Below are 24,317 nucleotides of genomic sequence, written 5' to 3'. Positions count from 1 at the left end.
TCGGTTGGCCACTCTTGGCCGACATCCACCACTCTGACGGGCAAAAGTGCCCATCCTACATGCGTTGTAACGTCACTGACGACCAAATCAGCAGCCTGGTGAGCGAGTGATCCCATCGAATCAGTTCGCCCGCATGGCCGCCAAAACGGTCGTGAAGGGAACGGATTCACAGACACCAAAGCCGAAATGCCGGTTCACGCGAAAACGCATGAAAGCGGGCGTGTACAAGCCACACAGGAATTTGGCCCGATCGATCGGATCTGAAAAGAGGTCGGGATACTCGGCCATCGCATCTGCCATCGCTTTGGAGGCCGAATCGCCGATCGAATCGGGTGGATTCAGCTGGGTATCCCACGGCCCCTCGCCGCGACAGGCCGAACATTTCCCGCAGGGCCGCGAGCGACGGGAACCAAAATGAGCCGCCATCGAGACCGGCAAACACTCGCTGCAGGCCAAAAAACCCATCATCGAATCGATTCGCTGCTGCGTCGCATCCATCGACGCGTCAAAGCGTTTCAGCAAGTGCTTCACCGTCGCCGCGGGCCGAGCAATCCGCTCGACCCAGCGGTACCCGTGCATCAACTCAGACGATTCCAATTCAATGATCCCGGACAACGCCAACGCCTCGAGCGCCGCGACCAGGCGAATCCGGGACACGCCATATTGCCGCGTCGCCAGAACCAAGTTGACGCGATACGCCCGCTTGGCTTTGACCAACGAAGCCACAATCGCTTCCGCAGCCTCCGGGTCAATCGCTTCACTCCGCGAAACAATTTCCGAAATCTCGCACCTCGGTTTGACTCGATAGACGTCGTACCGAGCGGGCAGCAGTTCCAGGCATCCACGTTGGCGCAACTGGATCATGAACGTCCCCAGCACGCCGGCAGACAAATTCACTTCCCACGCCAGTTTGCCAAGCGCCAAATAGAACGAATCCGGTTGGCCGATCAATCGATCCAACAAACGTTCCACGGACGCCTTCGTCGGCCAGTCGCTGCACGGCAAATTGCGAATCGCGACTTGGTCTTCGGGAACCAACCACGTCTGACACTGTGTCGCTTTGCCATCGCGACCGCCCCGCCCGATCTCTTGGCTATACCCTTCCAATGAGGACGACGGGTTGTAGTGAATCACTCGGCGAACGTTGGCTTTGTCCACCCCCATGCCAAACGCAACTGTGCCGACCAAAATGCCTTGGTTGGATTCCAAAAACCAGTGCTGGATCGCATCGCGCTGTTCGCCGGTCAATCCTGCGTGGTACGCCATCGCGGAAAGACCTGCTTCGTTCAGCGATTCTGCCAGTTGCTCGGCGGTTCGACGACGAGTGACGTAAACAATCGTGACGCCCTTGCTTCGGGACTTGGCCGCCGCCCGAAGCTGTTCCAGCAAGCGTTCATCCCGCTCTCGAGAGGTCACCTGGGTGCACTGCAGGTGCAAATTCGAACGATGTGTCGGCAGCTTCACAACATCGGTTCGCTCCAACCCAAACGCGGACCGAATTTCACGCACGACTCGCGTCGGCGCCGTCGCAGTCAACGCCAGCACTTGCGGGATGCTGTGCTCCTCCACCACGTCCGGCAACCGCAGGTAATCGGGACGAAAGTGGTGCCCCCACTCACTCATGCAATGGGCTTCGTCGACCGCCAACATCGAGATCGGTGTCTCACCCAAGACCGCACGAAAACGCTCGTTAAAAAAACGTTCTGGGGAAACGTACAGCAACTTGCAGTGCCCCGATCGAACACGTTGCAAGTCCAAACGCAGCTCTTGCGGCGACGCGGAATGGTCCAGCCTTGCCACCTCGATGCCTCGCCGTTTCAGCGAGTCGCCTTGGTCTTTCATCAAAGCGACCAAGGGCGACACCACGACGGTCAGGTGAGGCAAACATTGGCTGACCAATTGGTAGCACAAGCTTTTGCCACTTCCCGTTGGCATCACCGCGACCACATTGCGACCGTCAAACAGTCGTTCAATGACCTTCCGTTGAGGCGGCAGCAAACGCTCGAACCCAAAGGATTCCTTCAACACCCGCTCGGCGTGAGCCCAGCGGGTGGAACGCAAGCTTGAATCAGGCAAAGCGTCATCGGCGTCCGTGCCCGTTTCTACCATCGTGCCTCATCATCTTCCATTAAAACAGTGTCGGTGCATTCAGTTCCGCTGCCAACACCTCGTCCACCGCGTCTTCCCGACGCAAGAAATCATCGACGGAAGTCTCGACTGCGATGGGTTCAGCCCCCGCGACAGCCTGAGCGGCTTCGTTGGCCATGCGATTGATCTCGTTGATCACGAGCAGCGCATCGAGCGAAGTCACTTCCCCATTGCCGGAAACATCCAGGAACCCTGGGAATGACTCCAGACTGCCGACATCCATCGGTCCGGGACCGTTGGCTTGCAAGTGGTTGATGATTCGCAGTGCATCCAGCGGTGCAACGGATTGGTTGGAATCGACATCATAACGGTTGCGGCCGTTTTGAAACGGTGTGGTCCCCATCGCAACCGTGTAAGTGAATTCAACATCCGTCGCCAATGGGCGAGGGCCGAATTCCAATGCACGAGCCGTCAACTGATAAACACCGGTATCCAAAGGCCCCGGAGTCCCCGTCAACGTCTGCGTTTCGATGTCGTATTTCATCCAGCTTGGCAACGTGCCTGATTCACCGAAGATGCGGATCGAGAAGTTGCCGCCTTCCGGATCGCTGACCATGTTATCGGGCAATTGCATTTCCAGGTACTGGCCACTGACCAACGCTCGGTCTTGGAACGTCGCATTGGCGAGCGACATGTCAAACACGGGTGGCTCGTTGACATTGTTGACCTGGACCGTGAGGGTACGGTCCGTCGACGTTGTGCCGTCGTCCGCACGAACCACCAATGTCAACGGAGGGGCCCCCGGTACATCCGCGTCAAAGACCGCGTTGGGACGAACGCGAAGCAAACGCGAATTGGGATCCAAATCGAAGTTCCCAAAACCGGTGCCGCCAACCAATTGAGCCGTGACCACATCCCCATCGGGATCCGTCACACCAATCCGGCCGACAATCACCCACGCCTCACTCGAACTGGGAGCACCGTTGGGATAGGGCACTTCCGAAACAACCACACGCTCGGTGGTGATGCTGGGACTTTCGTTCTGGTTGAGCACTTCCACCAGCAAGGTTGCGGTGACGGGAAGGACGGAGCTATCCACCGTGTCCGTGATTCGGAAACTCAACGAATGAACCGCTTGATCCTCGTAATCCAATTCCACGCCAGAGGCGATTTGCAACGTTCCTGTTCCCGCATCTGCGCCGGTTCCAGCCACAAATTCAAACAATGAGTTCGAAGGCCCATCCAGCCATTCAATGCTGTGATCTTGAGGACGTTGCTCCGGATCCACCAACGTCAAGATTTGATCGGCCGAAGGAATGCTGCCTTCATTGAACTGCACCACCGTGGGCTGCAACCTCGGTGATTCATTCACATCCAACAAGGAGATCTGAATGTTCACCGTTTCCGCCAAGGGTGGACTGCCGTTGTCGCTGACACGAAGTCTCAACGTCATATTTGGGAACGACTCATAGTCCAATTCAGCACCTGGCAACAACCGCACCGCACCTTCTTGTGTGACACGCAGGAAGTTGGCCGCGCTTCCGCCAACAACTTCGAAGTGATGCGTCTGGCCTTCGTCGGGATCGCTGACTTCCAACCGGAACAGTTCTCCGGTCGCGGCTTCCGGCAACGTGAACTGCGTTTGTGAAATCGTCGGCCGATCGTTCTCGTTGAGAACCAAGATCAACTGTTCGACGACATTCTCTGCTGGAATCGCTGCGTCATCGCTGACACGAACCAACAACGTTCGCTGTGTGTTGTTTTCGAAATCCAAGCTGCCGGCATTCAACAACGTCACCACCCCGGTCACCGGGTCAACGCTGAAATCATCCTGAGCTTCGCCACCGACCAACTCAAAGGACAACTGTTGGTTGTAGGCGATGTCGGGATCAAACGCTTGGATCCGTCCAATTGCAGAACCTGCCGGCACGTCTTCGGTGACCACCAAAGGCGTGTCCTGCACGACCGGCGCCTCGTTGATATCCCGCAGCGAAATCGTGATGCGATTGGTTGTTTTCGCACCCGCGGCATCGGTGATTCGCATTGAGATGATTCGATTCGGTTCCGTCTCAAAATCTAAATCGGCGTCGCCGGTCACGGTCAAGTTCCCCGTTCCTGAATCGACCACCAGCCCGGCTGAATTCCCACCGATGATTTCGTACAGCAGCGGCACGCCACCATCGACCGGCTGATCCGCATCATCGGCTTGCTGAACAATGATCTCCGTTCCAACCGGCAAATTCTCGTCGACCAAGATCACTTGGTCAGAGGTTTTCGGAAGCGTGTTGACGCGGAACACATCTTCAAAGACATAGTTCTCAAAGCGTGACACGGTGAAAGGATGTTCGGCGGTGCCGAGCAGGGCGGTCGCCCCCGTGCCCGTTTGAACCTGCAAGTCATAGTTGCCCTCAAACAACGATCGCAATTCATAGATGCCGTCTTGATCGGTTTCCGTGGACGCTTCGCTTTGCACGTAGGTCAATCGATCAAAGGCACCAAACGTTGTCCCACCGGTGATCGTGGTGTCCGAATAGGCTTCGACACGAACAATCTCATCAAAGGGCACCGACAAGCTCACCGTTTCGCGGCGACCGTTGACCAACACGCCACTGACAGCGGTGGCGATCAAATCACCGTCGGCGTTGTAGGCGTCCAGACGTCCGTAAGAAACCAGTGACGTGAAGGCACTGCCGAGCGCATCGATGGACACGGATTTGACGGGGCGATAGAAATCAAACCGCAAGCGGTTGTAGGTTGTGAACTGCTGGAAACCACCGTCACTGAAGACGCGGTTGCCACTGATCCGACCGCTCAAGTACTGGCGTTCTGCCAACACAGGCGTGTTCGAGAAAAGGCTCCCACTCGTGCTGGTGATCGTGACACCTGGATACTCGTTGGTCAGCACATACGTCAGATCCTGGACCGTGGGGTCCAGCGGATCAAACGGTGGGACCACATCATCGGGTTCCACGACAAATGTCAAATCGTCCAAGCGGTCATTGTCGTTGGTGTCAGCAAAGACGGTGATCCCCTGACCGGGCAACCGCAAATCCGCCGGGGCCCCGTTGGCGATGGCGCCCGCGGAAGGTGCCAACAAAATCTGCCCGCGAACACCGCCAACGAAGTTGCTTTCTCCAATGTGGTTGAGCAACCGGTCCGCAAGCGCAGGCTGCGAAACCGACGATGCCAGCAGCTCATGCTTGCCGCCAGTTTCAAAATCCACCGCTGATCCATCGGCGGCATCAACCGGTGTTCCGAAAACCCAATCTTCCGGCGAAGACCCGATGGAATCCCCGAGTCGACCGACGTAACCGTACCCATCGGCTTCCACCACCGTTCCGCCTGGTGGCAACACGTAACTGCGTGAGGTCGAACTGATGTTCTCCGCAAACAGAATCGGTGCGTAAGCGAAGTTATCACCAAAGATATAGTCTTGGATCGAGACGGCATCCATCACGTGCCAAGTCGACAACAAACCACCTTCGTCCGCTCGTTGGTCGTCATCGGTGTCAATGTCATCCCCCAACGCTGGTGGGACATCGGTTTGAATCAAGAAGTAGCCGCGGTTGTCAAAGGTCCGAAACAAGGAACCGTTGTTGGACTCATCCGAATAAATCCCGTCGGGCAACCCCAAGAAACCGGACTGATCGCTTTCCAGAACTCGCGAACCAAACGCGGCTTCGTAAGTGTTGCCTTCCTGCAGCAGAACCAGGAAACCATTGGCCCCAAAGGTTTGTCCCGACAGGTCGATGATGGTTTCAACCGATCCTTCGTTGGAGCTGTCTTCTGAAATCGCAACAAAATACGTCCCGTTGGCCAATCGCTCGTTCGGTGTGCCTCGCAGTTCGATGTACTGATCACTGAGGTTGCTGAAGTCTGCGGTGAAGCCAGCGTCGATCATCAATTCATTGATCACCGGCTGATTCAAATCCACCGACAACACTGGCGGCAACACACGGACCCCCACACTCTTCAGCGGCAGATCGCCCCACGCGGGATCCGACAGGTCACGATCCACCGAAATCTCAAGATCGATGTTGGTGATCACGTTGACGGGATTGTCAGCGTCCGGTGACACCAACACACGGCGGACTTGGTCCCAATCGTCCGGCGTGAAGACGAGCTGGTTGGTTTCCAGGGTCACACCGGGATTGCTTCCGCCGGGCGCCGAGACACCCAGATTGAAAACGACGTCAGCCTCCGGACGTCGGTTCAAGGTGACTTCCACCACATCAGGACCAATGGCACCGCCGACCACCGTCAGCCCTTCTTGGCCCAAGGCTCCCACACCTGATTCCGGGTTGCTCGGACGAACTCGGAATCCGATCACGTCCTGTGAGATTCCAAATTCCAAACCGGCAACGGTTTGGAATTCTGTCACTTCCACATACTGAGAGTTGTTGCCCGTCGTCGGACGTGTCAGCGCCACCGGCTTGATCGGTTGACTGACGAAAAACGAATCAGTCACCTCCCCCGTGTCGACATCCACCAAAATGGTCGACACCAAATCGGTGTCATCAGCGTCAAACATGGTCACGTAGGTGCTGTCCGCCGGCAGCCCTGCCGTGAGATCCGAACCAGCCAAACTCATCGTGAACGTGTCCACGCTTCGCGACGAATAGGACAGCGTTTGGCCGTTTCCAAACAGGTCAAATGCAAAGAACTCATTGTCCGTGTCGTCGAAACCAATCAACCTTCGATTGACAGGATCGAACGTGATGTCCGAGACCGATGCCAACCCCGAACGTCCCCCACCAATCAAAGTCGCTTTGGCCGTGTTCACATCCAGCTGCGCCAGACGACGCAACGAATTGTCGCCACCACCTCTCACCAATGTGTAGACACTGTCCGTCACGGCGTCGTAAGCCACCCCGCCAACGATGTCGACGTTGGTGGTGCCCAAGCGAGTGATCTCACCGTTGCTGGGGTTGATCCGAAACACTTCGTTGGCACGAGTGTCCACCGCCAGCAAATCACCGTCATTGATTCGCGTGATGCCATCGAGCCGACTGACGATGGGCTGCCCGAGCAACTCCACCACACGTTTGTTGTCGACCTCGTTCGTTCCAAACTGGAACGCTTGCGACGCGCGAACATTCACTCCGGATTCATCCGTCACGGTTTCCAACAAACCAAACGAAGCTTGCGGGGCGGTTTGAACCAAGCCTTGTCCCGGCAACACCCGAACGTGGTATTCCCCCGCTGGCAACTGCGAGAACGAGAAGATCCCCGCGGAGTCCGTCAGGACTGACTCTTCGCCTTCATCCATGAGTCCATTGACGTTCTCATCCAAGTAAACACGCACGTCGGCAGCACCGTCTTCGGTGGCCTGTTGCATGCTGTCTTGATTGAGATCCAAAAACACTTCGCCACTGATCGCCGCCAACAGATGACGGCTCTCCAGCGTCTCCATGCGGCTGCGTCGCCGCCTGGAACGTTTCTGACTTTCCGAGCGTGTGCGAGCTTTCTTCGCTTCGGTGCGGGACAGAGAAGGTCGAGCTTTCCAAGTGGTGCGTTTCATGATGAGACCAGCCGTTCACGTGCGATGAATCCCCTAATCAAGGGATTGGATAATGCTCCTCAGAATAAATGTACGCCCCCCATCAAACAACATAGAACACCCCGTTAACCCAAAAGACCGGAATATTCGCTCCCATTAGCCCTTCGAAATGAGCAAACGGGAACGAAATCGAGTTCGGATTGGTCGGTTTCTGGCAGTTATGCCTCAGCGTTTCAGCAAACGAAAGCTGGTCCGGCGAGTTGGACGATGCGTAGAATCGCCCCGCTCTCCAACCGCCGACTTGGTTGGCTGGCGTCCGGGGCACCCCCGTTCCTCATCGTTCCCATTCCGCGTCCGGACGTTCGCCAACGTGATCCATCTCCAACGTGACGAATGCAGTCGTGCCTTGATTCACGGCACCCCCCTTCCGATCGCCGACGGAATTCCGATGAGTTTCTCCTTCAGAACAACCGCTCGAACCGCAACGCTGATGTTGCTGGCCTTGTTGTCTGGAGTTCACCATAGCCCGCTGGCTTCAGCCCAAGACGGTGCCCCCGAACGAAATGTCATCGGCAGTGGCTCACGCCTGGAAGGACCTCGCTCCGGAGCCATGCTGCCAACGTCCGACCAAGTCGACGTGGCACGGGATCGCTTGTTCGACGAGTTGTCCGAAGAAGTGGAGCACTTTGACCGGTTAGGCAACCTGGTCCGCCGGGTCAGTCACTTGGTCAAACCCAGCGTGATCCACATCGAGGCCCACAAGACTCAGGGCAGCGGAGCGACCGCTGAATCGTTTGATGAAGCTGGCAGCGGTGTCGTTCTCGACGTTGCTGGGGAATCTTGGGTGTTGACCAATCGTCACGTCATCAAAGGGGCTGCCGCCGATCAAATCGTGATGCGAACCAGTGATGGCCGGCGTTGGGTGCCCGAAAAGATCTTAATGGATCCCAACACCGATGTCGCGGTCATGAAACTGTCGCCCTCCATCGCGGGGATCGAATCGGCCGAACGAGATTCCATCCGTCGCGGGACCAGCTCGTTTGCCAAGATGCCACCGGCGGCTCGATTGGCCAACAGCGACCAAGTTCAAATTGGTGACTTCGTGATTGCGATCGGCAGCCCCTTCGGACTCAGCCACTCGGTCACCTTCGGAATCCTGAGTGCCAAAGGACGCCGTGATTTGTCGCTCGGCGAAGAGCGAATCGACCTGCAGGATTTCTTCCAAACCGATGCGGCCATCAACCCAGGCAACAGCGGCGGCCCCTTGCTGAACCTTCGCGGGGAAGTGATTGCACTGAACACCGCCATCGCCAGCAGCAGTGGAGGCAGCGAGGGAATTGGATTCGCCATCCCGATCAACATGGCCGCTCGTGTGGCCCAGGAATTGATCGTTCACGGTCGCCTTCGCCGCGGGTACCTCGGTGTCACGCTGGACCCCAACTTCGCCGCAGCGGATCTGTCGCCGGCGTCGGGGATCTACGCCTCGATGAAGATCACTCCCGACTTCGAGTCACGGTTGGGTTCGCAAGAAGAAATCAAGCTGGGCGGGGCTCGGGTGAAGGACATCCGTCCCGGTTCACCAGCCGAATTGGCACACCTGCAACGTGGCGACATCATCCTGCAGTTTGATTCCATCAACGTGGAAGACGACGATCACTTGGTGGCTTTGGCTGGCATGGCACAACCTGATCAACGTCCGATCTCGATGGTCATCCTCCGCGATGGCAAACGCTATCGCACGGAAGTCACGCTGACGTTCCAACCTTGATCAGCAGGCTGACTGCGACCTAGCTCGTGGCCACCGACTTGGCCGACTTCCACAACTGGTAACGTCGCCAAATCTCATCGAACAGCACGCTGGCTAGCAGCGCTCCGCCGATGATCACCATCTCCCACTGCTGCTCAATGCCCAAGACCACAATGGCTTTGTAGAGGCAGCGCATCACCGCCGCACCTGCGATCACGCCGAACACGGCGCCGCGACCACCACGCAGCGAACACCCGCCCAGCACCGCGGCGGCGATGGCGTAAAGCTCGTAGAAATTGCCGCTCGAACCGGGTTGCACCGAGTTCCACTCCAACAGAAACAGGATCCCCGCGAGTGCCGCCAGCAACCCGCTGACCACATACGCCATCACGATCAAACGCTCGGTGCGAATGCCACTGAAGCGGGCCGCCTCTTCATTTTCGCCGACGGCCAAGAGATGGCGACCGGCGACACTGTGTTCCAGAAACACCCAGGCCACAAACGCGACCAAAATCAAAAGCACTCCCGTGAACGGGAATGCGATCCAAGTCCACTCGGACCACGACTCCGATGCCCCTGATAACTTCGCGACCAACGGCAGCGGGAATTCGAACACGTTGCCTGTCACCGTCGCTTTGAAATCGGCCAACGCGCTGCCCAATCCGACTTGATCGTCGCCGGTCCAAACGCGGGCCAAGCCGCGATAGACCAACAAACCGCAGAGCGTCACCACAAACGGTTGCAGGTGAGCCCGAGTCACAAGCAACCCGTGCAAGGCGCCGATCAACGCACCCGCCAGCAACACCAGTCCACACGCCAGCAATGGATTGGTGTAGCGGATCCGCTCCATCGACACCGCGGTTCCGGGCTGCAAGGAACGCACCGGGTTCCCAGTCGTCAACCACACGTTGCCGTCTTGGGTGACTTCGCCCGTCAGGTAAACCTGCGACTCGCTGAACGCACCCGCGTAAACCATTCGGTCGCCGGCGCGGATCGGATCCATGACCGCATCCATGCGAAGACGCGTGTCACCATCCTCCGGTCGCTCGATCTCCACGATGCTCCCGACCGAATCGTATCGTTCATAGCGTACGTCGATGACCTGAACCATCATCACCCCGCACAGAGCGATCAACGATCCAATCGACAGATCGATGCCGCCGGTGATGATCACCATCGCCACACCAATCGAGATCAACCCGTACAAACTGGTGTCACGGATCAGCGTCTTCAAATTGGCAGCGGCAACAAAGTTGCCTTCCAACCAAGTTGCGACGACCACAATCGCGATCAGCAACGCGAAGATGCCAAAATTTTTGCCACGCATTCTAACTTTTAACCTTGAGCTGGCTGACTGGAACGAGCGGGCGAATCGGTACCTGAGGCGGGTTCCCCCTTCGCCACTGCGAGACGCATGATGGCCTCCTCGGTCAGTTCCGATCGAGTCAATTCTCCCGCGACGCAACCATCGGAGATGACCATCACTCGATCGGCAATCGCGAACACCTCTTCCATCTCACTGCTGACCACCAACACGCCCATCCCTTGGCTCGCCAACTGATCGATCACTTCGTAGATCTCAGATTTTGCGCCAATGTCGACGCCTCGTGTTGGCTCGTCGAGCATCAAGACCTTCACATCGCCTGCCAACCACTTCGCCAAAGCCACTTTTTGCTGGTTTCCACCGGACAAGGATGCGATTTCAATTTCTTGCGAAGCTGTCTTCACCCGCAACCGATCGATCAACTCCGCCGCTGTCGCCCGTTCCGCCTTTCGGCTGCGAAACACACCTTCCTGCGACATCCAGACGATGGTTGCGTTGTCTCCAACACTGGACTGAAGCAACAGCCCGGTTCGCTTTCGGTCTTCCGGCACCAGTGCTAACCCAGCCGCGATCGCATCATCCACGCCACCTCGGAGCGGTTGCGAATCCACCAAGATCTCTCCGCCAAATCGTTCGCGAACGCCAAAGATGGTTTCCACAATCTCGGTCCGTCCAGCTCCGACCAACCCCACCAAGGCGACTACCTCGCCGCCAAAAACCTGGAGATCGACGGGCGGTGCCGCGCTCGAACCGATCTTCAATCCAGAGACCGTCAGCCGCGGCTCAAGACATTCTTTCGTGGCCCCGTGAGCGCGTCGTGTGAGATCACGCCCCACCATCGCACGAACCATCGCGTCTTGCGTGATGTCTTGCTTCGCCAGCGTTTCAACGTGTTCCCCATCACGCAGCACCTCGACTCGATCCGCCAAGCGGATGATCTCGTGCAAGCGATGCGAGATGTACAGAATCGCAACCCCTTCTTCCCGCAGACGCTCGATCAATTCGAACAACCGCAACGATTCCTCTTCACTGAGGCTGCTGGTGGGTTCATCCATGATGACGACGCGAGCATTGGTCGACAAAGCTCGCGCGATTTCGATCAACTGCTTCGAAGCAATCGGAAGCGGTCCCACGGGGGCATCCGGGGACACCGACAACCCAACACGCTCCAGCCAAAGCGACGCGGTTCGGCGCAGTTTTGCTCGGTCAAGCAAACCAAACCGAGAGGGCTCGCGGCCGAGAAACAGATTCTCGGCAACACTCAGATTGTCATGCAGATTCAACTCTTGATGTATCAACGCGATGCCAGCTTCAATGGCGTCGCGGGGACCGGACCAAGCGAGCACTTGATCGTCCAGTTCAATCTGCCCTTGATCCGGCGGAAGGATCCCGGCCAGCACCTTCATCAAGGTACTCTTGCCGGCACCATTTTCACCAATCACCGCAACGGCTTGTCCCCCCGCCACTTCCATCGACACGTTCGACAGAGCTTGGGTGGAGCCAAACCGTTTACTGATCCCCGACAACCGTAAACGAGACGGTTGATCGGGACTGCCCGCCAGATCCTGACTCACTCACCTTCTTCCGGCGAGTCTTCTTTCTCTTCCGCTGGTTCTTCAGCGGTGGCACCCTGGCCGGCAAGCTCTTGGAGTTCTTCGAGCATGCCTTCCATGCGTTCCTTCTGACGGCCTTCGGATTTCTCGATGGCTTTCTTTTGGGCTTCCATCGCCGCGTCGAATCGCTCCAACGATGCGTTCATCTGGGCGACCAGAACATGCATCAAGGGTTGGATTTGCGGGTCCGCACCTTCAATTTCAGCGTTCAGTGCAACCAACGTTTCATCGGCCAATTTGCCAACCTCAGCTCCCTGCTGGATCGATGACATCAACCCGTAGGAGAACTGCGCCATGGCCTGTGGGTTGCCCTTGGCTTCTTTCAGTTGCCCGCGGAAGTACGTCATCACGTCTTCGGAAAGGTCACCGGAATCCAAACGCAAACCGTATTTGAACTGGGTCAGTTGCTGACGAACCGATTGGCTCATCTCGTCGTCGGCACCCTCGAACTCTTCGAGCACTTTGTCGATGACTTTGATCGCGTCGTCGAAGTTTCCTTCTCCGGCCAAACGATTGACCTTTTGCATCGCTTCTTCCAAGCGTTCCTGGCGAGCCATTTGCTCTTTGAACGCTTCCCGGTCCCAAGTGCCTTCGATGACTTGTTCCAAGGGCTCGTCGATGCTCATGGGGTGGCCGATCCACTCAATCACACCGGTCTTGCCAACCAAAAAGGCAGCAGGAATCCCGTTTTGATTCGCGGCACGCATGTAGTCGTCCGTGGACGAACCATCGGGATCGACGGTCAACGTGTACGCCGAAGTCAGCTCAGCAAACGTGACGCCTTCCTTGCCGGGGTAGTCACGCTCCAAAATGCCTTCGACGGTTTCCAGGTCTTCGTCGGAGATGCTGACGATTTGAACGCCCTGATCGCGGTAACGTTCTTGCAACTCAACCAAGTGAGGCATGCTTTGGATGCAAGGCCCACACCACGTCGCCCAAAACTCGACGACGTAAATCTTTCCTTCTTCAAATTTGGTGACCGGACCGAATTTGCCCAGTTCTTCGTGAATGTAATGCTCAATGTCGAGTGCAGGTGCTTTCGATCCAATGGTCAACGTTGGTTCGGCTTGAGCCGCAACGCCACCGGCCAAGAAAGCAGCTCCACAGGCAGCGCCCAACAGAGCCTTACGTGTCCATGAGACGGGGAGCGTTAAAAAACGAGTCATTGGAAACAACTTTGTGTTCATTTGGTGAAGGAAGGGAATCAAACGATCAGTGCTCAACGTGAAGGCCAACAACATTCAGTGGTCGAAAGCCAGTCACTTCGTTCGATTCAAAGCGGCCTCCGCAGCAATCTCTCGCGGGATCACTGCATTCGGAACCATCCGGTGGAGTGCAATACGCATACTGTAGTGAACCAAACCTCGAAATGTTCATCGCAGCGAATACAGCGACACTGCGTTGCCCAATTTTGAAACGACTCCAGTTCGAAATCGCCCCGACAAATCAACGAGCAGATTGAAATTTCGAGAGAGGCCCATTGTCGGCGATTTCCACTGCAATCGACATACCCCCACGAGGCAACGATGAATTTTCCCCGAATCTCGCAGTCGCTTTTGGCCCGACCGGGGTGTTTTCATTGTATTGCCAGAGGGGTTCGTCCATAATGGCCACTTGGGTGATTCATCCGCCTTCATTGCAGCCTGACGTCGCCCCTCCTCCCCTCATCCCTCAAAAGCGATCGCACTTGTGCTGTATCCACGCCCTCATTGCCCGATGGGATTCACCGGTTGTCGGGGACCTTCCCGGAGGATTCTCCGTCCCGCCACCGGCGTTCTCCTGGTGCTGTTTCTGTCGTCGTCCTTGCTCGCCCAAGGCCCCACGGTGATCCGAACCGCTGACGGAAAAACAATCGTCACGGGTGGCCCTCAACCAAGTCCGGGCGGACGACCGCCCGGCGCCCCACCTCCGGGTGCCAAACCAGGCGGCAAAGACGGGGAGAAGAAAGAGGGCCAAGACGGTGAAGGCAAACCGCCCGAATCAGCCGCCCCCAAAGTCATTCGTCGTGACAGCATCGACGCCAAGTCATCGGACCCCAACGAACTCAAGGCGACCGTGGGTGACGATGGCAGAGTTGGATTTCGATTCCGCAATCAAGGCTGGGTCGACTTGGTGCGTTGGCTATCCGACATCTCCGAGCAACCCATCGACTGGCAAGAACTCCCTGGCGACACGGTCAACTTGATCAGCCCCGATCGCTTGACCGTTGCCGAAACGGCGGATTTGATCAACCGTCACCTGCTCGCCCGCGGCTACACGATGCTGGACCTGGAAGGTGGCATTGCGATTGTCAAAACCGACGCCGTCAATCCTGGCATGGTTCGGCGAGTGGAAGTCAGCGAACTGGATCAACTTGAAGACCACCGCTACGTTCGCACCATGCTCGATGCCGGTTGGCTGTCAGCTGAAAAGCTTTCCGAAGAACTCAAAGCCATGCTCAGTAGCGCTGGCAAAATCATCCCGCTGGCAACGACCAATCGCATTGAGGTGATGGACGTTGCAGTGAACCTGCGACAAGTCGCTCACTTGCTCGCCGAAGAACGGGACGCGGCCAGTCGAGACGCGTTGGCACCGGAATTCCGTCTGCGGCACATCCCTGCCGAAGAAGCCAAGAGCATGCTCGAACAATTCCTCGGCGTGGAGAAGAAAGAATCCGCCCCGATGTCGCAGCAACAAATGCAGATGATGCAGCGAATGCAACAGATGCAACAGCAGCAGGGCAACAAAGGTGGCGAAGCAAAAGGTGATGCTGAAATCTCCATCGTCGCCAACACACGACAGAACTCCGTGCTCGTTCGCGCCCCGCTCGACCGAGTGGCCATCGCCGCTGAATTCATCAAACGCATCGACGTCCCCGGCGGATCGCTTCGCAGTCTGACCGATGCAACCTCGCGGGTCGATGTCTTTCGATTGGTTTCGCTGGATCCTGAAAAACTGATCGAAATCGCTCAGGAAATGAACGTGCTCGAACCCACCACACGAATCCGAGTCGACAAAGAAAACGCAGCGGTCATCGTTTCGGGCTCCGCTGCGGACCGCTTCATCATCAAGTCATTGATTGAACGACTCGATGGCGGCAAACGGCGATTGGAAGTTTTGCAACTGCGACGCCTCGGTGCCGCTGAAGTTGCTGAATCCATCGCATTCTTGATGGGTCAAGAACTTGCAGACGAAGACGACAATTCACGATCGCGGTACAGCTACTACGGCTGGGGCGGCAACAATGATGACAAAGAAAAAGAAAAGGACAAGTTCCGAGTCACAGCCAATGTCGCCTACCGCCAAGTCTTGCTGTGGGCCAACGAAACAGAAATGGAAGAGGTCCGGTCACTGCTGATCAAACTCGGTGAACTTCCACCTCCCGGCGGCAGCGAACGAACGATGCGAGTCATCGAAGCGTCGGCGACCCCCGAAACACTGGAGTACCTGCAACGCTTGCAAACACGCTGGCAACAACTTTCAGGAACTGAATTGGTGCTGCCGGATGCCGAAGAATTCAAGGATCCGATCGAAGTGATTGGTGATGAACGCGAAGCGGACGGAGAGTCCGAAGACAAAGACGATCAATCAGAAGCTGAAGCCGAAGAGGCTCCCGCTGTCATCCTGCCACCTGAAACAGAACTCACGCAGCTCAACCCAGCCACCGAAAAATTGACTTGGGTCAATGCGGTTTCGGATGACACCCCAACGAATGACACGCAGCCCGAAGAAGCATCGCCTGGGACAATCGCCCCGCCCGCAACGACAACCACCGTTGCTACCAAACCCGCCTCATCCAAACCCAAGATTGAAATCAAACTGGACCCAGCCGGCAATTTGATCCTCCGCAGTGACGACACCGAAGCACTGGATCGACTGGAGGAACTGATGCTTCAGGTCACTCCACCACGTCGGCCCTACCATGTGTTCCGCATTCGCTATGCGTCCGTGTCCTTTGTGGCTCTCGATTTGGAAGACTACTTCGCCGAAGATGACGAGGACAAGGACGACGATGCCGATCGCTTCTATCGCTACTTCTTCAATGACAACGAATCAGACAAGAAAGGCCCGACGGGATTGGGCGCGTCGGGGAAACTCAAGTTTGTTCCCAACTCTGACACGGGAACCTTGATCGTCACTGGCGCCACTGGTCAGCAACTGCAAACCATTGAAGAGTTGATTCGGTTGTGGGACGTCCCGGAACCGGTCAACCCTCGCAAAGTTCGATTCACGAAACTGATTCACATCCAGTACGGCAGCGCCTCAAAAATTGCCGACACGGTCAAGGACGCGTACCGCGATTTGCTCAGCAGCAACGACAAAGCCTTCCAAGGTGGCGGTGGCGGCAAACGGGGGGGCGCACAAAACGCCAGCAATCGTGAAAGCGGGTCGGGCCTGGAAGACAGCGAGAGCGGGAAAGACGGCGGAGGCCAGGATTTCTCCTTCAATGGCAAGCTTTCCATGGGGGTCGATGAGATCGGCAACACCTTGCTGATCAGCGCCGAAGGTGAGTCGCTGCTTGACTTGATCGCCGAGATGGTCGACAAGTTGGACGTTGCCGCGAAACCGGGAGGCGACGTTGAGATCATCAATCTCAGCGGAGGTGTCTCGGCCGAAGCCGTCCAGCAAGCCCTGGCAGCTTTGGGAGTTGCATCGGAAACGCGTCCTTCCAGGGATCGCGATTCCAATGATCGTCGGCGCGACAACAATGACTCCCCGCGTCGCCGTCCCTCTCGCGATTAATGAAAACCAGCGCCACCCAACGATTCTCTCGACAGGTCATCGCACATGCTCATTGGATCGTTTTGGGCTGGGTCGTCGTTGCCATTTTCTGCAAGACGTTTTCACCTTCCTGGAAACAAGTCGCGCTCGACGGCGACTTTGAATACCTCCCCGCAACCCAGACCAGCGTCGCGGGAGGGCAATTGCTTGACGCAGCCTTCCTGGGCACGCGCGCTCGCAGCCAAATGGTGGTCACCCTTTCACGTGCCGACCAAGACCTGACCAAGACCGATCGCCTGATCGGACTGGACCTGATTCGCCGTCTGTATCACCGCCTGGGCGAAGTCGCCTGGCAACGCGCCCTGCAGCTTCACGAAAACGGCGAAGAGAAAACTGCCGAACGGTGGTGGAACGTCGCCACTCAGGCTCTTGATCAAGCGATCGAAATCGATTCGCAGTTCTACGAATCACTCGGTGATCGCGTTCCCGAAACCTCACCGACTCCCTACGAACCACGACTGGCCATCGCCTACTGGGATCGAGGCAACCTGCTCGGGTTGCAAATGGCAAACGAACCATCGGTTGCACCGAATCCTCCCGGCTCCACCCCCAAGACGAAACCGGACCAACCGGAGGATGAAACCAGTTCAATCTCCGAAAACACGGCTCGTGTCGCCGAAGACCTCGAAGCCGCCTTGGTTCTGGACTCGGACCTGCCGATGTCAGTGCTGCCGATTTCCAAGCGGCCGCTGAAGGACTGGGAACCGCTGCTGGACATCTACAGCTGGGAAGACCGCACGCTCGGTTCGCAGCTCAAAACCCCACGCGCCCGATTGGCGGTGCTGACTCTATCCAGCGAACTGGCGGCCACCGGCAACATCGAATTGTTGGAACAACTGCAAGAGATCGTGGATCAAACGATCGCCTACAGCCACGCTTACTTGACCGACGAAGAACGAGCCAAATCTGGATCGCCTGAACTGCTTGTCACTGGCTCGGCCGCGATCGGCGGGCAAACGCTTTCCGCCGCTCGGTCCGCGATTCAGTACACCGAGTGGTTCACGGTGGTGATGATTCTGTTGCTGCTGGCCATCGTGTACCGAGCCCCGTTGTTGGTCGCGGTGCCACTGTTTTCGATCGCCGTCGCGGTGATGGTGTCGACCGCCGCGGTCACGTTTCTGACGCAAGTCTCGCAAGCCGGCTGGGTGCCCGGGCTGGACGTGCAGATCTACACGACCAGCCGCATCTTTGTGGTCGTGATCCTGTTTGGTGCCGGCACGGACTATTGCCTGTTCTTGATCGCTCGTTTGCGAGAGGAAGCCGCTCAATCGCCCTGGCCCGTCGCCTGCCGAAAGGCACTCACGCAGGTCAGCGGTGCCCTCATCGGCAGCGCAATGACAACGATCGTTGGCTTGGGCATGCTCTGGTTTGCCGACTTCGGGAAGTTCCATCACACCGGTCCGATCATCGCCGTGTGTTTGTCGATTGGGTTGCTGGTTTGCATGACGCTGACGCCTGCCTGCTTGAGCCTGCTGGGCCCCAAGGTCTTTTGGCCCACATCAGCGGGTCACGTCAGTCGGGAACCGCGGATTCAATTGATCGGCAATCGCAGCGTCAACGACAAAGAGAGCTCGCCCGGCGACTGGTTGTGGAACTGGATGGCGATCCAACTCACACGTCGACCGATGGTGACGCTCTTGATCGGTCTGGCATTGCTGCTGCCGCCGGCTTGGGTTGGTTTCCAAAACGAACGCACCGTCACCTACGACATCAGCGGCCAGTTGCCTGCTTCGGCGAGCACCCGACAAGGCATGCGAGTGCTCGATCGTGAATTTGGCATCGGGCAACTCGCACCGATCTCCGTGCTGATGCTGTCTGAAAAACCCATGCCGGAAGCACAGCAGAAAGAAACCCTGCAAACCATCACGCAGGCTCTCTATCAAACCGAAGGTGTCTCCGCCGTTCGGCACCGCAACGACCCGTTGGGTGACTTCCCACCGGATCGTGAAATGAGTTTGCTCAGCAGTGAAGCGTGGCGACGTCGAGCACTTCAAAACCATCGTTTGACTCAGCTTCACTTTGTGTCGTCCATGCCGGAGTACGCCGATCGGTTGATCCGTCTGGATGTGATCATCCACGAGGACCCGTTCAGTGAATCCGCTGGCAACGATCTCAAACAGATCGAAGACACCATCGCGGAGCAGACCGCCGCGTTCGATCAAGCTGGACTCAAGATCGACGCGTATTATGCAGGCACGACCCCGTCCATCGTGGACCTCCGCGAAGTCACGCTTTCGGACACGTTCCGAATCAAGCTCGCGGTGATCGCCGCGGTATTCGCAGTCTTGGTTCTGGTGATTCGCCGAGTGGCATTGTCGATCTATCTGATCGGCACGGTTTTGCTCAGCTACTACACCACGCTCGGACTGACGTACCTGTTCTTTCGATTTTTGCACGGACCAACATTTCCCGGGTTGGACTGGAAACTGCCAATCTTCCTGTTCGTGATCCTGGTGGCCGTGGGGCAGGACTACAACGTTTATTTGGTCACTCGGATCCTGGAAGAGAAACGCAAACTCGGTTCACTCGCCGCGGTCCGCCGCGCGGTGGCTCGAACCGGTGGAATCATCACCGCCTGCGGCTTGGTGATGGCGGCCACGTTCATCAGCATGACGGCGTCATCCTGGTGGCCCTGGATCACCCACAGCCTGGCTTCCCTGAGCAGTGACCCGGCCGCCTCACTGGGCGCCCCAATCGCCAGCCAGCCGACCACACTGCGAGGGATCACCGAACTCGGTTTCGCACTCGGACTCGGTGTCCTGCTGGACACCCTTTATGTGCGAACCGTGCTCGTGCCCAGCTTTGTCGTGCTTCATGACCGATGGCGAAAATCATCGTCTTCCCAACGTTTTCAAAGGTCAAACGGGTCTGCAACCGATTGAAAAAGGCTCGCCTTCCGAGAAACCGCCCCGGGGCGTTATCCTGGAACGATGATTGCGCTGTGGGGACAAACTTTTCTGACCAATATCAACTGGCTGTGGGTCGCCGGAGCGGCGGTTGCCGCCTGGATTGTCGTCAGTGCTATGAACCGACGCCAAGCCCATCTGACCGAACTTTTGCGGGATCATGTCAACCGCACCCAAGAGGCCCAAAAGGCCGCTCTCGAAGCCAGCAAAAAACCTTCCGAAGACGAACCGGAGTGATCTCCATGACTAAAACTGTTTACATCAAGACCGTTGGCTGCCAGATGAATGTTCTGGACAGCGAAATGGTGATCGCCGATTTGAAACGCCACGGCTACACCGTCGTCGATACACCTGGCGAAGCCGACCTGCTGCTCTACAACACCTGCAGCATTCGCGAGCAGGCCGAAGAGAAAACGTACAGCGCCCTCGGCAAACTCAAAGACACCAAAGCCCGCCATCCCGAAAAGACCATCGGCGTGATGGGCTGCATGGCTCAGAAAGACCAAGAGACGATCTTTCGCCGTGCCCCTTTCGTCGACATGGTCGTCGGCCCCGGACAACTGCACGCGATTCCCGAAATGCTGACGAAAGTCACCAGCGGCGAAGGACGGCAGATGGCCGTTTCGCTGGGCCGCAAAGATGGCAAGCAAACCGTCGTCGCCCGCAGTCACGAAACGTTCGATCCTTTGCGGGATCCAACCATGCGTCCGACGCCCTTCCAAGCCTACCTGCGAATCCAGATCGGCTGCGACAAGTTCTGCACCTACTGCGTCGTCCCCAACACCCGCGGTCCCGAACAAGGCCGGTCACCCGAGGAAATTGTCTCCGAAGCTCGCGTGCTCGCCGACCAGGGTGCCCTCGAAATCACACTGCTCGGCCAAACCGTCAACAGCTACCGCCACCGCGGACCGGACGGCGAAACGGACATGGCAGGACTCCTGGAACAACTGCACGAAATCGAGAGTTTGAAACGCATCAAATTCGTGACCAACTACCCCAAGGACATGACCGCCCGGTTGCTGGAAACGATTCGCGATCTGCCAAAGGTCTCGCCGTACCTGCACGTGCCAGCCCAAAGCGGCAGCGATTCGGTTCTCAAACGCATGAAACGCGGCTACACGATCGCCGACTACATGGAGATGTTCGAACGCATCGAAACGATCTTGCCCGAAGCCTCGGTCAGCAGTGACTTCATCGTTGGCTTCTGCGGAGAAACCGACGAGGACTTCCAAAAGTCCGTGCAACTGATCGAGCGCTGCCGCTTCAAGAACAGCTTCATCTTTCAGTACAGCGTTCGCGAAGGCACCAAAGCCGCCGCCAACCTGATCGACGATGTGCCTCGTGAAGTCAAAGCGGCACGCAACAACGAATTGCTGGCCGTCCAAGATCGAATCTCGAAAGAGGACAACCAAAAACTGATCGGTGACACCGTCGAAGTTCTGGTCGAAGGACCAAGCAAGAAAGCTGACAAATCCGATTTGGATGCGCCAATCGTTCAGATGACCGGGCGAACCATTTGTGACCGGATCGTGGTCTTTGATGGCAACCGACGCCAAGCCGGTCAATTGATGGACATTCAAATCGATGATGTCAGCTGCCACACGCTGATCGGCCGCGTCAAAACAGTGGAAGTCGTCTCGCTCGGAATGCCTGGCCTAGCTCCTAGCTCCTAGCTCCTAGCTCGCAACCCACGTAACGAAACTCGTCAAGAGTTTCGAGTTGCACGATGATTCGTCGAAAGTCTTGACGACTTTCGCTACCAATTGATTCCAACTCGCCCTCAGCCCTCAGCCACTCCCTTGCTCAGCACTCAATCTCCCCCGATTCAAACTCGAACGCTCGACAACGGCCTGACTGTCGTCGTGCAACCGATGCCTTGGTTGCGAACCGCCGCGTACACGCTGTGGTTGCCCGCTGGGATCACGACCGAGTTGCATGGCTTGAGCGAAGCCCAACTGGCCGACACTGAGTTCCTTGCGCGTCGCGATGGACTGGCCTCGCTGACCTGTGAAATGGTCCAGCGTGGTGCAGGTGCCTACAACAGCCGTGAACTGGTTGCCGCGGAAGACAACCTGGGCATCGACAGTGGCAACTCCGCCGCGACCAGCGTCGCGGGGTACTCCGCACGCATGCCGGCCGAATCGTTGCTCCCCGCCATTGAGTTGCTCGCCGATGTCGTTCGGCGTCCGCACCTGCCCGGCAAGCAATTCGAGGACGCCAAACTGATCCTGGGTCAAGAACTCGCGGCTTTCCAAGACGAACCCACCCAGCGTCTGATGCGTCGTCTTCGCGAGCGACAATACGGCCCGCATCTCGGGCGAGGCGGGTACGCCAGCGAGGCGAGCCTCGAATCGCTCAGTATGGACGACGTCCGCCAGTTCTACACCGATCAATATCACGCCGGCGGCAGCGTGATGGCTGTCGCAGGCAACTTTGACGCCAATGAAATCTTTGACTCCATCGAGCAATCCTTGGGCGATTGGAAGTCAGGCAAACGCCCTGCCCTGCCCTCCCCTGCCCCGATCGATGGCAATGAACACATCGAACTGCCCAGCAGCCAAACGCACATCGGATTTTCATTCGATTCGATCCCGTATGGCAGCGATGACTACTTCGTCATGCGAGCGGGAATTGGAATCCTCAGCGATGGCATGAGCAGCCGCTTGTTTGACCGCGTTCGCGAACAACGTGGGCTGTGCTACAGCGTCTGGGCCAGCACCCACACCATCGGTCAGCACGGTGCCGTGTTCGGTTACGCTGGCACCACGCCCGCACGAGCCCAAGAAACGCTCGACGTCAGCCTTCGCGAAATCCAGAACTTGGCCGACGACCTCGAACAAGAAGAACTCTCGCGTTGGAAAGTTCGCATCGAAAGCGGACTGATCATGGAACAAGAATCCGCCGGTTCGCGAGCCAGCTCACTCGCATCCGACCAATATCAACTCGGACGTGTCATCCCGACCGAGGAACTCGAAGCCAAAATCGAATCCATCACCCTCGACCAAGTCGCATCCTATTTTCGCCAACACGGTCCGCGTCAATTCCGAATCGTGACCGTCGGACCGGAAGCCCTGCAAGGAGGCGAACCGCTCGCATGAACGAACTCAAATCAACGACCCTGAAATCCACCACTCTGGCCAATGGGTTGCGAATCGTCGCCGACATCGACCTGCGTGGTTACTCCGCCGCGGTCGGTTACTTCGTGCGTGCCGGGGCTCGTGACGAAACCGACATCGAATCGGGACTCAGCCACTTCCTCGAACACATGATGTTCAAAGGGACCGCTCGTCGCTCGGCCGCCGATGTGAACCGCGAACTGGATGAACTGGGCGGTCAATCCAACGCTTACACATCCGAAGAACAAACGGTTTACTATTCGTCCGTGCTGCCCAAGTACCAAGACCGCATGGTCGACTTGCTGACCGACATGCTCAGCCCGTCGCTGGACGCCGACGATTTCGCGACCGAACGAAACGTGATCCTGGAAGAAATCGCCAAGTACGAAGACCAGCCTCCGTTTGGTGCCTTCGAACGAGTGATGGAATGTGCTTACGGACCTCGCGGGTTGGGACGACGCGTTCTCGGCACAACTCACTCCATCGAATCGATGCAAGTCGAATCGATGCGAGCCTATTTCAATCGCCGTTATCGCCCCGAGAACATCGTGCTGGCCGCCAGCGGCAACGTCGACTTTGATGGCTTGGTCGCTCAAGCCGAAAAGATGACCCAGCATTGGCTCGACCGCCCTGCCCCGTCGGATTTGGCCGGTGATGACCTCAGCACCACCCCCGAAGGCATCGAACTGACACAGCACTTGAGTGTCCCCGATGCAGCTCAAAGCTACCGAGTGACATTGGGCGATGGCCCCTCGATGCAATCCGAATTACGCTACGCAATGAGGTTGCTGGCTTCCATCGTCGGCGATGATGGCGGCAGTCGGCTGTTTTGGGATTTGATCGACACCGGCCGGGCCGAAGTCGCCACCCTTTGGCCGCAAGAGTTCACCGACACGGGTGCCTTGTTCACCTACTTGGTCTGCGCCGCCGACGACATGGATTCCAACGTTCGTTTGATGAACGAAGTCCTCGGCCGAGTCGCCCGTGACGGCGTCGAACAATCGGAACTGGATCAAATCATCAACAAAACCGTCGCCGGCTGCATCATGCAGTCTGAACGCCCATCAAACCGTTTGTTTGGCTTGGGCAGTCGCTGGTTGTGCTGTGGCGATTACCTGTCGCTCGATGAGTTGCTGGACGCCTACCGTGGTGTGACAATCGAAAGCGTTGCCGAAGCCGCCCGAACCTACCTGGGCCAATCGGCAACCGAAGTCGTTGCCTCCTCCGCTGAACCTCAATCCAATTTGGTTGGTTGATTAAAA

Annotated in this window: 12 protein-coding genes; 7 read left to right on the top strand and 5 right to left on the bottom strand. The window is 57.3% G+C overall.

The window, feature by feature from the left end; genetic code table 11:
• Positions 1–120: 120 nt before the first annotated feature.
• Both RISK_RS00250 and RISK_RS00245 read right to left on the bottom strand, forming a co-directional pair.
• Positions 121–2,109: a RecQ family ATP-dependent DNA helicase gene (locus RISK_RS00250; RefSeq protein ID WP_047812245.1), complete on the bottom strand. Its 1,989-nt coding sequence runs from the start codon at positions 2,107–2,109 to the stop codon at positions 121–123.
• A gap of 19 nt (positions 2,110–2,128) precedes the next feature.
• Entirely contained in the window at positions 2,129–7,609 is a 5,481-nt protein-coding gene (locus RISK_RS00245; RefSeq protein WP_236695901.1) for a cadherin domain-containing protein, read from the bottom strand.
• 589 nt (positions 7,610–8,198) lie between these two features.
• Here RISK_RS00245 and RISK_RS00240 point away from each other — a divergent pair.
• Complete coding sequence (locus tag RISK_RS00240) at positions 8,199–9,356, top strand: S1C family serine protease (RefSeq protein ID WP_047812302.1); 1,158 nt, start codon at positions 8,199–8,201, stop codon at positions 9,354–9,356.
• A 19-nt stretch (positions 9,357–9,375) separates the two neighbouring features.
• Here RISK_RS00240 and RISK_RS00235 read toward each other — a convergent pair whose 3' ends face one another.
• Genes RISK_RS00235 through RISK_RS00225 form a run of 3 tightly spaced genes read right to left on the bottom strand, consistent with a single transcriptional unit; the run spans position 9,376 to position 13,438 of the window.
• Positions 9,376–10,662 (bottom strand): ABC transporter permease, encoded by a 1,287-nt coding sequence (locus tag RISK_RS00235; protein WP_047812244.1) that lies wholly within the window; start codon positions 10,660–10,662, stop codon positions 9,376–9,378.
• Positions 10,663–10,670: 8 nt separating this feature from the next.
• Entirely contained in the window at positions 10,671–12,233 is a 1,563-nt protein-coding gene (locus RISK_RS00230; RefSeq protein ID WP_047812243.1) for a sugar ABC transporter ATP-binding protein, read from the bottom strand.
• Entirely contained in the window at positions 12,230–13,438 is a 1,209-nt protein-coding gene (locus tag RISK_RS00225; RefSeq protein WP_047812301.1) for a TlpA disulfide reductase family protein, read from the bottom strand. Before RISK_RS00225 ends, RISK_RS00230 begins: the two co-directional genes overlap by 4 nt.
• 550 nt (positions 13,439–13,988) lie before the next feature.
• Here RISK_RS00225 and RISK_RS00220 point away from each other — a divergent pair.
• From RISK_RS00220 to RISK_RS00195, 6 genes are all read left to right on the top strand, one after another.
• On the top strand, positions 13,989–16,994 hold the full coding sequence (locus RISK_RS00220; protein ID WP_083434686.1) for a secretin N-terminal domain-containing protein: 3,006 nt from the start codon (positions 13,989–13,991) through the stop codon (positions 16,992–16,994).
• Positions 16,994–19,915: an MMPL family transporter gene (locus RISK_RS00215; protein ID WP_047812242.1), complete on the top strand. Its 2,922-nt coding sequence runs from the start codon at positions 16,994–16,996 to the stop codon at positions 19,913–19,915. The genes RISK_RS00220 and RISK_RS00215 overlap by 1 nt, the downstream gene beginning before the upstream one ends.
• A gap of 48 nt (positions 19,916–19,963) precedes the next feature.
• Positions 19,964–20,176 carry a hypothetical protein gene (locus RISK_RS00210; RefSeq protein WP_047812241.1) on the top strand — a complete coding sequence of 71 codons (213 nt, stop codon included), beginning with the start codon at positions 19,964–19,966 and terminating at the stop codon, positions 20,174–20,176.
• Entirely contained in the window at positions 20,173–21,612 is a 1,440-nt protein-coding gene (miaB, locus tag RISK_RS00205) for a tRNA (N6-isopentenyl adenosine(37)-C2)-methylthiotransferase MiaB (protein WP_173442593.1), read from the top strand. The genes RISK_RS00210 and miaB overlap by 4 nt, the downstream gene beginning before the upstream one ends.
• 126 nt (positions 21,613–21,738) lie before the next feature.
• Complete coding sequence (locus RISK_RS00200; protein ID WP_047812239.1) at positions 21,739–23,037, top strand: M16 family metallopeptidase; 1,299 nt, start codon at positions 21,739–21,741, stop codon at positions 23,035–23,037.
• Positions 23,034–24,311, top strand: a complete 1,278-nt coding sequence (locus RISK_RS00195) for a M16 family metallopeptidase (protein ID WP_047812238.1) — start codon at positions 23,034–23,036, stop codon at positions 24,309–24,311. The genes RISK_RS00200 and RISK_RS00195 overlap by 4 nt, the downstream gene beginning before the upstream one ends.
• Positions 24,312–24,317 lie beyond the last annotated feature (6 nt).

The organism is Rhodopirellula islandica, from assembly GCF_001027925.1.
Taxonomy (GTDB): Bacteria; Planctomycetota; Planctomycetia; order Pirellulales; family Pirellulaceae; genus Rhodopirellula; species Rhodopirellula islandica.
Note: the sequence above shows the minus strand (reverse complement) of the source record. Positions and strands in the feature narration are given on the sequence as shown.